Source organism: Chloroflexota bacterium, assembly GCA_018825785.1.
Classification (GTDB): Bacteria; Chloroflexota; Dehalococcoidia; order JACVQG01; family JAHKAY01; genus JAHKAY01.
Genome location: JAHKAY010000007.1, coordinates 22270 through 36205, shown reverse-complemented (window position 1 = coordinate 36205; position 13936 = coordinate 22270). Strand labels below are relative to the sequence as shown.

Annotated in this window: 12 protein-coding genes; 9 read left to right on the top strand and 3 right to left on the bottom strand. The window is 62.4% G+C overall.

Going from position 1 to position 13936, the window contains the following annotated elements; translation table 11 throughout:
* Window positions 1–3 precede the first annotated feature (3 nt).
* From KJ624_01745 to KJ624_01705, 9 genes are read left to right on the top strand one after another with little or no spacing between them, the layout of a single operon-like run.
* A complete protein-coding gene (locus KJ624_01745; protein MBU2008566.1) occupies window positions 4–1143 on the top strand; it encodes a CAP domain-containing protein in 1140 nt (379 codons plus the stop codon).
* Between the two features lie 23 nt (window positions 1144–1166).
* Window positions 1167–2075, top strand: coding sequence for a signal recognition particle-docking protein FtsY (ftsY, locus tag KJ624_01740; GenBank protein ID MBU2008565.1), 909 nt, complete (start codon window positions 1167–1169; stop codon window positions 2073–2075).
* The gene (locus KJ624_01735; protein ID MBU2008564.1) at window positions 2063–4321 is read left to right on the top strand and encodes a hypothetical protein; all 2259 of its coding nucleotides are present in this window, start codon (window positions 2063–2065) and stop codon (window positions 4319–4321) included. The genes ftsY and KJ624_01735 overlap by 13 nt, the downstream gene beginning before the upstream one ends.
* 21 nt (window positions 4322–4342) lie before the next feature.
* A complete protein-coding gene (locus KJ624_01730; GenBank protein MBU2008563.1) occupies window positions 4343–6094 on the top strand; it encodes a TIGR03663 family protein in 1752 nt (583 codons plus the stop codon).
* A 35-nt stretch (window positions 6095–6129) separates the two neighbouring features.
* Complete coding sequence (locus tag KJ624_01725) at window positions 6130–7095, top strand: flippase-like domain-containing protein (protein MBU2008562.1); 966 nt, start codon at window positions 6130–6132, stop codon at window positions 7093–7095.
* Entirely contained in the window at window positions 7092–8408 is a 1317-nt protein-coding gene (locus tag KJ624_01720) for an NAD(P)/FAD-dependent oxidoreductase (protein MBU2008561.1), read from the top strand. Before KJ624_01725 ends, KJ624_01720 begins: the two co-directional genes overlap by 4 nt.
* Window positions 8393–9178, top strand: coding sequence for a prolipoprotein diacylglyceryl transferase (gene lgt, locus KJ624_01715; GenBank protein MBU2008560.1), 786 nt, complete (start codon window positions 8393–8395; stop codon window positions 9176–9178). Before KJ624_01720 ends, lgt begins: the two co-directional genes overlap by 16 nt.
* A 3-nt stretch (window positions 9179–9181) precedes the next feature.
* Window positions 9182–9877 carry a cytochrome c biogenesis CcdA family protein gene (locus tag KJ624_01710; GenBank protein ID MBU2008559.1) on the top strand — a complete coding sequence of 232 codons (696 nt, stop codon included), beginning with the start codon at window positions 9182–9184 and terminating at the stop codon, window positions 9875–9877.
* Window positions 9867–10370, top strand: coding sequence for a TlpA family protein disulfide reductase (locus KJ624_01705; protein MBU2008558.1), 504 nt, complete (start codon window positions 9867–9869; stop codon window positions 10368–10370). The genes KJ624_01710 and KJ624_01705 overlap by 11 nt, the downstream gene beginning before the upstream one ends.
* Here KJ624_01705 and KJ624_01700 read toward each other — a convergent pair whose 3' ends face one another.
* From KJ624_01700 to fabF, 3 genes are read right to left on the bottom strand one after another with little or no spacing between them, the layout of a single operon-like run.
* Window positions 10371–10898 carry a ribonuclease H-like domain-containing protein gene (locus KJ624_01700; GenBank protein ID MBU2008557.1) on the bottom strand — a complete coding sequence of 176 codons (528 nt, stop codon included), beginning with the start codon at window positions 10896–10898 and terminating at the stop codon, window positions 10371–10373. It abuts the gene before it with no gap.
* 5 nt (window positions 10899–10903) lie between these two features.
* The gene (gene recJ, locus KJ624_01695; GenBank protein MBU2008556.1) at window positions 10904–12556 is read right to left on the bottom strand and encodes a single-stranded-DNA-specific exonuclease RecJ; all 1653 of its coding nucleotides are present in this window, start codon (window positions 12554–12556) and stop codon (window positions 10904–10906) included.
* On the bottom strand, window positions 12553–13767 hold the full coding sequence (gene fabF / locus KJ624_01690) for a beta-ketoacyl-ACP synthase II (protein MBU2008555.1): 1215 nt from the start codon (window positions 13765–13767) through the stop codon (window positions 12553–12555). The genes recJ and fabF overlap by 4 nt, the downstream gene beginning before the upstream one ends.
* Window positions 13768–13936: the final 169 nt, after the last annotated feature.

Here is a 13936-nt window from a genome sequence, read left to right as displayed (position 1 = left end):
CCCGTGATGAGGGTTATCAAGGCGGTGTCAGGGTTGCGGCGCTGGGTGCTCATCCTGGCAACCGCCGGCGCACTTCTGGCGGCGGCCTGCAGGCCCGCTCCGGCGTCTGCCCCAACGCCTGCTCCCCCTCCTGCTCTTACCCCTATCCCAACAGCTACCCTTACTCCTGCTCTTACCCCGACACCCGCTCTAACTGCTACTCTCCAGGAGCTTTACCAGTATGCATTTGGATTGATAAATAGAGATAGACAGGAAGCCGGACTGGCTCCTGTGACTTTGGGGAGCAATCCTGCCGCTCAGAGCCATGCCGAAGAGGAGATGGCGAAGGGCTACATTTCTCACTGGGGTATGGACGGCATGAAGCCATACATGAGATACACCCTGGCGGGTGGATTCAACTACGAAGCTGAAAACCTCTCGGGGCCGGCCATACTGGTGACAGGGGTGAACTACGCGGCCAGCAGCCCGAGGGAATTGCTGGACGAAGCGGAGACTGGTTTGATGGAGAGTCCGGGCCACAGGGCGAATATCCTGGACAAGTGGCACAAGAAAGTTAATCTGGGGATAGCGTATAACGAGTATACCCTGGCATTGGTCCAGCAGTTTGAAGGGGATTACATAAGGTTCACCCAACTCCCCACACTGGAAGGCGGTGTGCTGTCAATGTCGGGCGAGACGCTACAGGGCTTTGCGATAGGACGAAATGCCCTTCAAATATGGCATGACCCTTCCCCTCACCCCTTGACCCTGGGACAGCTAGGGAAAACAGATACTTATGACCTGGGAGAACCTGTGGCATTCGTCAGGCCACCACCCCCGCCGGGTAACTACTATCCTCCCTCCGCTGAAACATATACCTGGGAGACCCAGGGCGCAGACCCATACGACGTTCCCCCGGACACTCCGCCGCCCACGCCTGCCCTCTTGGAGACTGAGCCAGAATACCCAACCGTAGCCAGATTCTGGACGGTGCAGTGGGTAGAGGCGAAGCGTTGGGATGCGTCAGGAAGTTCGTTTTCCATTGAGGTGGACATGAGTCCTATCCTGGCAAAGAGCGGGAAAGGTGTCTATACAGTCTATTTTTGGGCTCAGAAGGATGGGGAATCCGTGAGTTTGACGAACTACTCGGTGTTTTTCATCTAGGCTTTTGGGGATGGTCTAGCGGCATGGACCTGCTGAGGAGAACAAGAGAGGCCCTCAGGCGGACGCGGGAGGGGGTCCTCGGCAGACTGGGCCAGCTCCTGGAGAGGCCCCGCTTTGGGGAGGAGCTCTGGGCTGAGCTGGAGGAGCTGCTGCTCCTGGCCGATGTGGGGGTCCCCACCACGCGCCTCCTGGTGGAAAAGGTCAAGGATAGGGCCCGCCGGGAGGGCCTGACCGCCGGGGCCCAGGTGCAGGGGGCCCTGGCGGCGGAGATAGAGGGCCTCCTCCGGGTGGATACGAGGCCAGCCCCTCCGTCTGTCTCCCCCCTGGTCATCCTCTTTGTCGGGGTGAACGGGTCGGGCAAGACTACCAGCATCGCCAAGCTGGCCCACAGCTACAAGGAGCAGGGGGAGCGGGTGGTGCTGGCGGCGGCGGATACCTTCCGGGCGGCGGCCATAGACCAGCTCCGGGTGTGGGGGGAGAGGGCGGGGGCGGAGGTGATCGCTCACCAGCCGGGGGCAGACCCGGGGGCGGTGGTCTTTGACGCTATAGAGGCGGCCAGGAAGCGGCAGGCGGGGGTGGTGCTGATAGACACCGCTGGACGCCTCCATACCAAGTACAACCTGATGGAGGAGTTGAAGAAGATTAAGCGGGTGGCCTCCCGCCACGACCCCACCGCCCCCCACCAGGTCCTGCTGGTCCTGGATGCCACCACCGGGCAGAACGGCCTTATCCAGGCCAGGCACTTTGCCGAGGCGGTGGAGGTAAGCGGTATCTTCCTGGCCAAGCTGGACGGCACGGCCAAGGGGGGGATTGTCCTGGCCATTGCCCAGGAGCTCAGGATACCCATCCTTTACATCGGCACCGGGGAGAAGCTGGAGGACATGGCCGCCTTTGACCCCCGGGCCTTCGCCGAGGCCCTTTGCTCCACTTAATCCTGGGTTGGGCAGCCCTCCAGCTAATCGGCCTCATTTCCTTCCCCCTGGCCCGGGCCCTTTTCCCCTTCCTCCGGGATAGGGGCTATGCCTTCTCCAAAGCCCTGGGCCTGCTTTTTCTAGCCTATATGCTCTGGCTGGGGGGGAGCCTGCGTCTCGTACCCTTCTCCCGCATCAGTATTTTCCTGGTCCTCCTCTTTATGGGGCTCCTTTCCGTCTGGGTTGTCGCCCGTCACTGGGGGGAGCTGGCAGCCTTTTTCCGCCAGCGCTGGGCCTATGTGCTCCTGGTGGAGGGCCTCTTTGTTGTCGTATTTCTTGGCGAGGCCTACCTCCGGGCCCTGAACCCCGACCTCAATTCCGGGGAGAAGCTGGGGGACTTCGGCTTCTTGAACAGCGTCCTGGGGGCAAGGTATTTCCCGCCGGAGGACTTCTGGCTGGCAGGGGAGCCGGTGAACTACTACTACTTTGGCTATGTGATGTGGGGGGTGGTGATAAAGCTGGTGGGGATTCATCCTGCCTTGGGCTATAACCTGGCCCTGGCCCTCCTGGCCGGGCTGGTGGCCCTGGGGGCCTTCGGTCTTCTCTACAACCTGAGGGCGGGGGACAAGCCCAGGACGGCGGCGATGTGGGGACTGGTGGGGGTGGGGTTTCTCCTCGTTCTGGGGAACCTGGAGGGGGTGCTGGAGGCCCTCTATGCCCGGGGCTGGGGCCCCCCCGGCTTCTGGTCCTGGATAGGGATAGAGGGGCTGGAGCGCCCCTATGAAGCGGCTACCTGGTATCCCACCCAGCATGTCTGGTGGTGGCGGGCTACCAGGGTCATAGCCACCTACGAAGGTGGCCAGAACCTGGACTACACCATCACCGAGTTCCCCTTCTTCTCTTTCTACTTCGGCGACCTCCACCCCCACCTCATGGCCCTGCCCTTTGCCCTCCTGGGCCTGGGCCTCCTGGTGAATATGTTCTTCTCCCCCAGGCCCTGGGCCCTCTCTCTTACTCTTCTCCCCTCCCTCCTGGTCCTGGCCCTCTCCCTGGGGGCCCTGGGCCTTCTGAATACCTGGGACTTTCTGCTCTACAGCTTCCTGTTCCTGGTGGTGCTGTCTGTCCATACCTATGCCCTGAAGGGGCGGTGGAGAGGGGCCATCTTTGTGGCGGCCCTGGTGCTGGCCCTGGCCCTCTTTCTCTATATCCCCTTTTACCTGGGCCTGAGGAATCCGGTGCAAGGCGTTTGGCCCTGGCTGGGACCGGGCACCAGGCCCCTGGCCTTCGTCATCGTGTGGGGCCTTTTCCTCTTCGTCTCCCTGGGCTTCCTCCTCAGGCAGGCCCGTGGGCTGAGGTGGGGGGAGGGGCTGATGGCCTGGGGGGTTGCCCTCTTCCCCGGGGTCCTCTGGACACTTGTGGCCCTGGCCCTGGGCGAATCCGGCCTGGTTGTGGGGAGACTGCCCCTCATCCTGGGCCTCTCCCTGCTCCTGGCGGTGGCCCTGGCCAGCCTTCTGCGCCGGGCGGAGGAGGGGCGGAGGGAGGAGGCCCTGGCCCTCGTCCTCGTCTTTGCCGGCTTTCTTGTCCTGATGGGGGTGGACCTCTTCTATTTGCGCGACCACATGGGTAACCGGCAGAACACTGTCTTCAAGTTTTCTTTCCAGGCCTGGGCACTGCTGGCCCTGGGGTCGGCTTACGGGCTTTCCTGTCTGGTTTCCCTGAAGTCCTGGGGGTGGTGGGTGTGGAGGGGCAGTCTTGTCCTGCTCTTGTTGGGTGTCCTCTTCTATCCCCTGGCGGCGATAGCCACCCTCCGCTCTGGGGCCCGGCCCCTGAGCCTGGACGGCATGGCCTTTCTGGAGAGGGCCATGCCCGGGGAGAGGGAGGCCATAGAATGGCTGAGGGGGAGGCAGGGGGTGGTGCTGGAGGCGGTGGGGGAAGAATACAGCCTGGCAGGCCGGGTATCGGCCCTAAGTGGCATGCCTGCGGTTATGGGCCAGGTGAGCCACGAGATAGGGTGGAGGGGGGCAGGGCCCTGGGTAGGACGCCGGGGCGATGTGGACAGGATGTACAGGAACCCGGGAGACCCCGATGTGCGGGGGCTTCTCCAAAGCTACAAAGTGAAGTATATTTATGTGGGGGCCCTGGAGAGGGCCCGGTATGGTGCCCTGGAGGAGTTGGAAACGATTTTCCCGGTGGCTTTCAGGAATGAGCAGGTTGTTATCTATCAGGTCTATGGGGAGGGGGTTCCTGGCGCTGGGCAGTTCAGGTAGAATAGGGCCGAGGGAATGGGAATGAGGCAGCGGCCATCCATCAGGTGGGATAGCAGGTTCTGGCCCTATCTCTTGCTTTTCCTCGTGGCCCTGGGGATGAGGCTCTGGGACCTGGAGGCCCGTCCCTACCATTATGATGAGTCCCTCCACGCCTATTACAGCTGGGATTTCTATATGGGGAGGGGTTATGCCCACGACCCCATGATGCATGGCCCCTTCAAGTTCCTGTTCACCTCCGCCATCTTTCAGTTTCTCGGGGACAGCGATTTCACCGCCCGCCTCCTGCCCGCCTTCATGGGGGCCCTGCTGGTTCTCCTCCCCTACCTCCTGAGAAAGGGGCTGGGGGAGAAGGGGGCCTTCCTCACCGCGGTCTTTCTGACTTTTTCTCCGTCTTTTCTCTATTTCAGCCGTTTCATCCGGGACGACATCTTTATGACCTTCTGGGTCCTGCTCCTGGTCACGGCAATATGGCGCTACTGGGAGGATGGGAAGGACGGCTACCTTTATCTGGGGGCCTTTGCCCTGGCGATGGGCTTTGTCACCATGGAGACCACGATGCTGTTCCTCCCCCTTTTCCTCCTCTTTCTCCTCTTCTTCACCTGGCGGGAGTTCCTTCAGGCCCTGAAGAGGGGCCTTAGTTTCTCCTCCCTCTCCCCACCGGCCGCCATGTTCCTGCTCCTCTTGTCCCTGGCCCTGCCTTTCTACGCGGCGGGGGCGAGTATTTTTCAGGGCCTTCTGGGGATAACCCTGGCCAGCTCCACGGCGCCAGAGGGGTCGCCTGTGGGGGTGGGAATGTGGGTGGCGGCGGGGGTTGGCATCTTCCTCTTTGGGGTTTCTCTTTTCCTGGGCCTCCGCTGGTCTCCCCGGCGCTGGCTCCTTTCGGCGGTGCTCTTCTACGGGATTTATATAACCCTTTACACCACCTTCTTCCAGAATACGACGGATGGGCTGGCGACGGGGGCGTGGGGGTCCCTGGGCTACTGGCTGGTGCAGCACGGAAGGGACCGCCTGTCCCAGCCCTGGTTCTACTATCCCCTCCTCCTTTCCATATACGAGTTCCTGCCCCTCATCCTGGGGGGGGTGGGTTTTGTGTACTATCTCCGCCGCCGCCAGCGCTTTACCAGCTTTCTCCTCTACTGGGCGGTGGGGGCTCTGTTGATGTTCACCTTCGTTGGGGAGAAGGCCCCCTGGCTGGTCCTGCACATCGCCCTGCCCCTTATACTGCTGGCGGGGAGGTTTGGGGGGGAGCTTCTGGGCAGGGTAAAGGGTTTCCCCCTGGCCGTGGGGGCCATAGCCTTCCTTTTCCTGTTCGTCTTTTGGGCCAGGGCCTCCTTCCAGGCCAGCTTCAACCGTAGCGACGAGCCGGCTCAGATGCTGGTCTATGCACAGGGCTCCTGGGACATCGTGAGGGTGAAGGAGGAACTGGACGTCCTTTCCCGCCAGCAAGATTTCAGGTTGCGGGTGGAGACTGAAGTGAGCTGGCCCTGGACATGGTATCTTAGGAACAACAAGGACGTCCTCTATTCCATCTCTGGCGTCGCCCCCGGTGACGCCGTCCTGGCCCGGCCCGCCCAGGCGGACTCCCTCAAGCTCTCTAAGGATGACTACCGGGCGGAGAGATTCACTCTCCTGGTGTGGTTCCGGGAGGACTACAAGGGGTGGGGACTGCGGGACCTGCCCCAGGCGGCCAGGTGGTGGTGGGGCTACTTCTCCCGGCGCGATGTCCTCCCCTACTGGAGCAGCGAGGGAGTAGCCCTCTTGCCGCGGTTGTAGGCAAGGGGATAGGGGGGTTATAATACCCCCCAAAGGTGTTCCGAAGGCGGTTCTGGATAGGTCTTATTCTGGCCCTGGTTTTCCTCTATCTGTTTTTCTACCGGGTAGATATGAGGCAGGTAGTGGCAAGCCTGAGCCGGGTCAACTACCTCTGGGCTATCCCGGCGGTGCTGGCCTATCTGGGGGGGCTGTGGTTCCGGGCGGTACGCTGGAGGTATATTCTTTTGCCCCTTGCCCGGGTGAGCCCCCAGCGCCTTTTCGTTCCCATGGTGATAAGCTTTGCCCTCAACAACATCCTGCCGGGCAAGGTGGGACTGGTGGCCAGGACCTATATGGCAGGGCAGAGGGAGGGCATAAGCAATGTAGCCATGGGGGCCACGGTAGTACTGGACCAGGTCTTTGACGGGCTGGCCCTGATGCTACTGCTTGTGGGCCTCAGCCTCTTCTTCCCCCTCACCGGATGGGCCCGCCACATAGCCACCCTGGCCCTGACCCTCTACGGGGCCTTCCTGCTCCTCTTCTTCATCGCCATCTCCTCCCCCCAAATTCCCCGCCGGCTGGCCCGGCCCTTTCTGCGCTCGCGCTGGAAGGAGAAAGGCGAGAGGTATCTGGAGCTGGCCCTCTCCGGGGTAAAGGCTATCCGTAGTCCGGGGACCCTGGCGCTCGTCATCTTCTTCTCTCTATTGGTGTGGTTTGCGGAGGCGGGGGTATTTTACTTCATGGCCCTGGCATTCCAGCTGAAGCTCCCCTTCAACGTCCTCCTCCTGGCCTCCACTATTGCCAACCTGGCTATCACCCTTCCCTCCCTCCCCGGGGGTGTCGGCCCCTACGAGTATTTCGGCAGGCAGACCATTGTCCTCTTTGGGGTGGAAGGGGCTGTGGCCACGGCCTATATTGGGGTTGTCCACCTGGTCCTGCTGGTCCCCAGCACCGTTATAGGCCTGGCCCTTATCTGGTGGTATCGTGGCTCGTTCCGTCCGTTCCCCGGGGGGACCCCTTGAGGGTGGGGGTGGTGGGAGGGGGGATGGCCGGCCTCAGCGCCGCCTGGCGGCTCTTGAGGGCCGGGGCGCAGGTCCATCTCTGGGAAAAGGATAGGGACCTGGGGGGGCAGGTCCGTACCTTCAGCGTGGAGGGGAAGAGGCTGGAGGGCTTCTACCACCATATCTTCCGCAGCGATGTCGATATCATTGACCTTATCCATGAGCTGGGGTTGGGGGCAGACCTGGGCTGGATACCATCCAGGGTGGGGTTCTTCTATGATGGGAGGGTCTATCCCTTCGGCACACCATTGGACCTCCTCCGTTTTTCGCCTCTGGCTATTTGCGACCGCCTGCGCCTGGGCCTCTTCTCCCTCCGCCTCCAGCGCGTCGCTTCAGGGGAGGGGTTTGAGGACCTTACCGCCCAGGAGTGGCTGAGGAGCCACGCCGGCGAGAGGGTCTACCGGGTAGTCTGGGAGCCTCTGCTCCGGGGTAAGTTTGGGGAGAGGGCTCCGGAGATAGGTATGGTCTGGCTCTGGTCCAAGATGAGGCTCCGCTTTGGCTCCCGGGGCAGGGCAATGCAGCGGGAGTTCCTGGGGTATCTCAACGGCAGTTTCGGCCGGGTGGTTGACGTCCTGAAGGAGAGCATTGAAGGAAAGGGGGGGGAAATCCACACCGCCGCCCCAGTGGACAGGATAAGACTGGCTGGGGGCGGGGTGGAGGCGGTGGAGGCGGGGGGTAAATCCCAGCCCTGTGATGCCGCTATCGTTACCAGCTCCCTGGAGGTCCTGCGGAGGCTGGCGCCGGAGCTGCCGGCTGACTTCGGGGGTGGCATATCCTACCTGGGGGCCATGTGCCTGGTGCTGGTGCTGGACCGGCCTCTCACCTCTGTATACTGGCTCAATATTGCCGACCCCCAGGTCCCTTTCGTGGCCCTGGTTGAGCACACCAATCTTGTCCCCCCCGAGGAATATGGCGGGAGGAGGATAGCCTACCTCAGCAACTACCTGCCTGTCTCCAGCCCCATCTATGCCCTGGGGAAGGAGGCCCTGCTGGACTACTACCTGCCGGCCCTCAAGAGGATAGCGCCGGGGTTTACACCTGACTGGGTGGTGGAGTATCATCTCTTTAAGGAAGCCTATGCCCAGCCTGTTATCACCGTTGGATATTCCCAGAGGTTGCCGCCCCACCGCACCCCCATCCGGGGGCTGTATCTGGCCAACACGTCCCAGATTTACCCCCAGGACCGGGGGATGAACTACAGCATCCGCCTGGGGAGGGTGGCGGCAGACCTTGTGCTGGAGGGTCTGAAAGGAGAAAAATGGCCGGTATCGTGATAAACATAGACCCGACCATCTTCAGGGTGGGGGGTTTCAGCCTGCGCTGGTACAGCTCGATTATCATCGTAGCGGTGCTGGCGGCCTTATATTTTTCCTGGAGGGAGGCCAAGAGGCTGGGGCTCAAACCTGATGACGTTACCAACCTGGCCCTCTGGGGCATCCCGGGGGGGATAATCGGCTCCAAGCTGGTCCATGTTATAGACCAGCTGAGCTACTACCTGGAGAACCCGGGGAAAATCATCGGCGGGGAGGGGCAGGCCATCTACGGGGCCATCCTGGGGGGGGCCCTGGCCGCCTGGATAGGCTCCCGGGTCCACCGTATTCCCTTCCGCAAGTTTGCCGACCTGTTTGCCCCGGGGCTTATCATAGCCCAGGCCATAGGCCGCCTGGCCAATATCGTCAACGGGGATGCCACCGGCAAGCCTACAGACCTGCCCTGGGCCTTCACCTATACCAATCCCGATACCTATGCCCCCCAGGGGGTCCCCACTCATCCCTCCCCTGTCTATGAGATTGTCTGGGACCTGATTGTGCTGGCGATTGTCCTCCGGCTGAGGGGGAGGCTCCGGCCCGATGGCTCCCTATTTGTCTTATACCTGGCCCTCTATTCCGTGGGGCGTTTTTTCATCACCTTCACCCGGGTGAACAATCCCTGGCTTTTCGGGCTGGTCCAGGCCCAGCTTATTGCCTTGCTCATCCTCCTGGTGGCGGTGCCCTGGCTGGTGGCCCGGGCCCACTGGGTTAAGAAGGAGGCGTTGGGCAGCTGAGCCTTGGACCTTTCCTCCCCGCTGAGGGGCCTCCTGCAGACCTTTGTCCAGAACCTGCCCGTGGGGTATGCTTTTGGGGCGGGGGTCCTGGCTTCGGTCAGCGTCTGCGGATTTCCCCTGCTGGTGGCCTATGTGGGCTACTATCTGGAAGGGGGTGAGAGGCGGCTCCTGAGGGCCCTGGGCCTGGGCCTCCTGGCCACGCTGGGCTTTGCCGTCCTCTTCTCGGTGGCGGGGATAGTACTGCACTACGCGGGCCAGTCGCTCACGCAGGCCTTCCCCTGGCTGGGGGTGGTGGCGGGGGTGGGACTTATAGGGGTGGGGATTTGGCACCTCCGGGGGAAGCTGTTGGGCTTCACCTCCCCCCTCCAGCTCCCCAAAGGGAGGGGGCCTCTGGCCTTCTTCCTCTTTGGCCTGGTGTACGGGGTGGTCTCCCTGGGCTGCTCCCTGCCCATTTTCCTGGTACTGGTGGGCTGGGCCTTCTCTTCCCAGGGAGCGGTGGGGGGACTGAGGGAGTTCATAAGCTACGGGCTGGGGATGGGGTCGGTGATAGTGGTGGTCAGCCTCGCCAGCGCCCTGGCCAAAGAAGCCATCATCCGGCGCCTGCGCTCTCTGCTGCCCTGGATGAGGTGGATAACCGGCCTTGTCCTGATTGTGGCTGGGGTATATATTGTCTATCAGGAGGTCTCGTATGCGCTCTAGGCTGATTTTCCTGGCCTTTGTCCTGGGCCTTCTCCTTCTGGGGGCCTGCCGGGGGTCTACGTCAGTTCAGCTCGGCCGGCCGGCCCCTGCCTTTACCCTTCCCTCCCTGGCGGATGGGTCCCCTGTTTCCCTGGCCCAGTTCCGGGGGAAGGTGGTGCTGCTGAACTTCTTTGCCAGCTGGTGCCCTGCCTGCCGGGCGGAGATGCCCTTCCTCCAGGCGGCCTGGGAGGAGGTCCAGGACGAGGGTGTGGCGTTCCTAATTGTTGATATTGGGGAGGAGGGCCCGGAGATGGTGGCCCAGTTCATGAAAGAAAGGGGCATCACCATTCCTGTGGTCATGAATCAGACGGGGGATGTGGCAACGCTGTACAATATCAGCACTCTCCCCACCACCTTTATCCTGGACCGGGAGGGTGTGGTGCGGAGCATCACTGTGGGGGCCTTCTCCAGCAAGGAAGCCATTCTGCCGCGGGTGAGGGCCGTTTCCAGGTAGTTACACCGGCCTGTTGCGTGCCAGGATGAGCCTTTCCCTCAAGGCTTTCAGGTTTATCACGTCTTCTTTGTTGTATTGTAGTAATAGGGCCAGAGCATTCTGGTCACCATAGTGCGAGTATTTCTGCCACAGCACTATTGCATCCCACCCCTTGATGCCCTTCAACTGCCGGCGAATGCCTAGCTGCGCTTCTACCGCCTTGAAGCCGCCGTATAGATTGCTCTGCCAGCAGTCATACATAAGGTCGCAGTGGACGAACAGGCCGGAGAGGTCTATACCCAGGGCAGCATTGATGAAGGGGAGGTCAAAGCGGCTGCCATTGTAGGTGAAAATCGTCTTTACCATCCTGAGCGCTTCCAGCAGGCTGTCCCTGGTTATCTCTTTGCCCACCATCTGCACCAGTCGGCTGTCACTGCCATCAACCAGATATAAGCCAACTACTGTTATCTTAGAGTCCAGCCAGGATAGGCCCGTGGTCTCAATGTCGAGATAGGCATCCGACCCTTGCCTCGCCGGGATGGATTGCATGCCCATTAGACTGATGTCCTGAAGTCGTGGAGTTCCAGCTTCAAGGTCTCTCTTGGCCCCCAGCAGTCGGTGCTGAAGGAATAGACTATATCCAGATAGGGTGACAGCTTTCTCTCCTCCCCCCCGCAGTCAAAGGCGATAGCATCCCAGGTCACCGGCCCGGCCCTGAGTTTGAGCCTTAGGTGGTCCCCTTTGTCCCCTACCTGGTGGGCCTCCACCACCTTCACCCCCTGGCTCAGGAAGACCGGGTTGGGATTGCCGAAGCCGAAGGGGGCCAGCCTGGGGAGGAACTGGAGGAACTGGCCATCAGGTTCGGCCAGGGATATCCGGGCATCCATCACTATCTCGGGCCTCAGGTCCAGCCCCTTTAGCTCCCGGTTGGCCCTCTCCACCAGTTTCTCCTGGAGGCGGGGGATGTTCTCGCTGGCGATGGTGAAGCCGGCGGCCCTGGGGTGGCCGCCGTAGCGGAGCAGTAGGTCTTCATTTTCCTGGAGGGCGGAGAAGAGGTTGAACTGGGCGATGCTGCGCCCCGAGCCGCTGGAGGTTTCTGGGCCCAGTCTCACCACCAGCGCCGGGCGGCAGAACTCCTCCACCAGCCGGTTGGCTACCAGGCCGGCCACCCCCAGGGGGACATCTCTGCACTGGACCAGAAGGAAACGGTTGTCGCCCTGGGCCAGGGCCTGCTCCCGGGCCCAGACCAGGGCCTCCCCGGTGAGCCTCTGTCTTTCGGCATTCATCCCCTCCAGTTCCTCTGCCAGGCGCTGGGCCTCCTCGGTGGAAGGGGTGAGGAGGAGGTGGTAGCTGACAAGGGGATGTTCCAGGCGGGCGGCAGCATTGAGGCGGGGGCCCAGGACCCAGGCGATGCTCTCCGCATCCACTCTCGCCAGGCCGGAGAAGCGGAGCATCTCCCTGATGCCGGGGCGGCGGGGGGCGTTGAGGAGCCTCAGCCCCTCCTTCACCAGGTAGCGGTTCTCCCCCAGCAGGGGGGCTACATCGGCCACCGTCCCCAGCGCCACCAGATCCAGGCCGGGGGCGACGTCCCCCAGCAGGGCCTGGAGGAGCTTGTAGGCTACCCCCACACCCGTCAGGTCGGGGAAAGGGTAAAGGGAATCGGGCCTTTTGGGGTTTACAACGGCCACCGCTGGGGGGAGGAGGGGGGGACAGACATGGTGGTCGGTGATGATTATATCCTGCCCACGCCTTTGGGCCTGGGCTACCTCATCATAGCCGTTGGTCCCGCTGTCAACGGTGAGGACCAGGGAGACCCCCTGCTGGAAGAGGCTCTCCAGGGCGGGGGAGTGGAGGCCGTGGCCGTGGAGGCGGGTAGGGATGAAGGGGACGGTCTGGGCCCCCAGGGCCTCAAGCCCCTGGACGAGCAAGACGGTGGCGGTAATCCCATCGGCATCATAGTCGCCGTAGATACCAACCTTCTCACCGCTATGAATGGCCTGGCGCAGGCGCTCCACCCCTTTCTCCATCTCTGGGAGGAGGAAGGGGTCATGGCCCAGCCTCTCATCGGCAGTCAGGAAGGCCTCCCAGCAGGCCGGGTCCCGGAGTGCCCGGTTGTAGAGGACCTGAAGGATAAGGGGCGGGAGTTTCTCCGCTTCAAGGAAGTCCCGGGGGGCCGGGGGAAGGAGATTCCAGCTTTGCTGTTTCATCTTTCGTAGCGGCGGAAGATGAGGACAGAGTTGTGGCCCCCAAAACCAAAGGCGTTGGACATGGCCGTCTTCACGGCAGCCTTCCTGGCCGTGTTGGGGACATAGTCCAGGTCGCATTCCGGGTCCGGGTGGTTGAGGTTGATGGTGGGGGGGATGACCCCCCGCTCCAATACCAGGAGGCAGATGGCCGCCTCAACGGCCCCCGCCGCCCCCAGAAGGTGCCCCATCATGGACTTGGTGGAACTGATGGGGACCTTATAGGCATGCTGGCCGAAGACCGTCTTGATGGCGGCGGTCTCGTGCCCGTCATTGATAGGTGTAGAGGTGCCGTGGGCATTGATATAGTCTATGTCCTCCGGCCTCAGCCCGCCCTTCTTGATGGCCAGGGCCATGGCCCTGGCCCCCCCCTCGCAGGCAGGGGCGGGCTGGGTGACATGGTAGGCATCGGCGGTGCCGATGTAGGCCAGCAGCTCCCCCAGGATGGGGGCCTCCCGCCTCAGGGCAAACTCCAGGTCCTCCAGGACCAGGACAGCGGAGCCCTCCCCCATGACCATACCATCTCTAAGGGCATCAAAGGGGCGAGAGGCTCCCTGGGGGTTATCATTCCGGGTAGAGAGGGCCCGGGCGGCGTTGAAGGCGGCGAAGCCCAGGGTATTGATGGTGGCCTCGCTCGCCCCAGCCAGCATGGCCCGGGCATCCCCCCGGCGGACGGTCTCGTAGGCAACCCCTATGGCATCGGCCCCCGAGGCGCAGGAGGAGGTGGTGCAGAAGTTGGGCCCCCTCGCCCCCAGGAGGATGGAGACCTCCCCCGCCGCTATATCTGCTATCATCATGGGGGCGAGAAAGGGGCTCACGCGCTCGGCCCCCTTCTCCAGGAGGACATGGTGCTGTTCAATGAGGGTGGTGAGGCCGCCGATGCCACTGCCGATGATGACACCGATATCATGCCGGTTGGCGTCATCTATCTTCAGCCTGGCCATCCCCACCGCCTGGAGGGCAGCGGCGACAGCAAACTGGGAGAAGCGGTCCATATGCCGGGCCTGCTTCCTGTCCATATAGCCCAGGGGGTCAAAGTCCTTCACCTCGGCGGCAAAGTGGGTGCGAAAGGGTGACGGGTCAAAGTGGGTGATGGGCCCCACCCCCGACCGGCCGGAGATGAGGCCTTCCCACATCTCCAAAAGGCTGAGGCCGAGGGGGCAGACTGCCCCCATGCCGGTTACCACCACCCGCTTACCCGTGGCCACCGCTCTCCTTTGCCAATTCGGGCAGAGGCATAATCATCAATTTTAACAGGCTAGGGGGATAGGGACAAGGCCTCAGGCCCCCTTGCCGTTATTATACAGGATGACGAAGTAACACCTTGATGAAGCCCTTCGCCGT

Bases quoted from the DNA above. Each gene is read 5' to 3' on its own strand.
- recJ (MBU2008556.1), bottom strand. From the start codon at position 12,556: ATGAAACAGCAAAGCTGGAATCTCCTTCCCCCGGCCCCCCGGGACTTC.
- KJ624_01730 (MBU2008563.1), top strand. From the start codon at position 4,343: ATGAGGCAGCGGCCATCCATCAGGTGGGATAGCAGGTTCTGGCCCTAT.
- KJ624_01705 (MBU2008558.1), top strand. From the start codon at position 9,867: ATGCGCTCTAGGCTGATTTTCCTGGCCTTTGTCCTGGGCCTTCTCCTT.
- lgt (MBU2008560.1), top strand. From the start codon at position 8,393: ATGGCCGGTATCGTGATAAACATAGACCCGACCATCTTCAGGGTGGGG.
- KJ624_01700 (MBU2008557.1), bottom strand. From the start codon at position 10,898: ATGCAATCCATCCCGGCGAGGCAAGGGTCGGATGCCTATCTCGACATT.
- ftsY (MBU2008565.1), top strand. From the start codon at position 1,167: ATGGACCTGCTGAGGAGAACAAGAGAGGCCCTCAGGCGGACGCGGGAG.
- fabF (MBU2008555.1), bottom strand. From the start codon at position 13,767: ATGGGGGCAGTCTGCCCCCTCGGCCTCAGCCTTTTGGAGATGTGGGAA.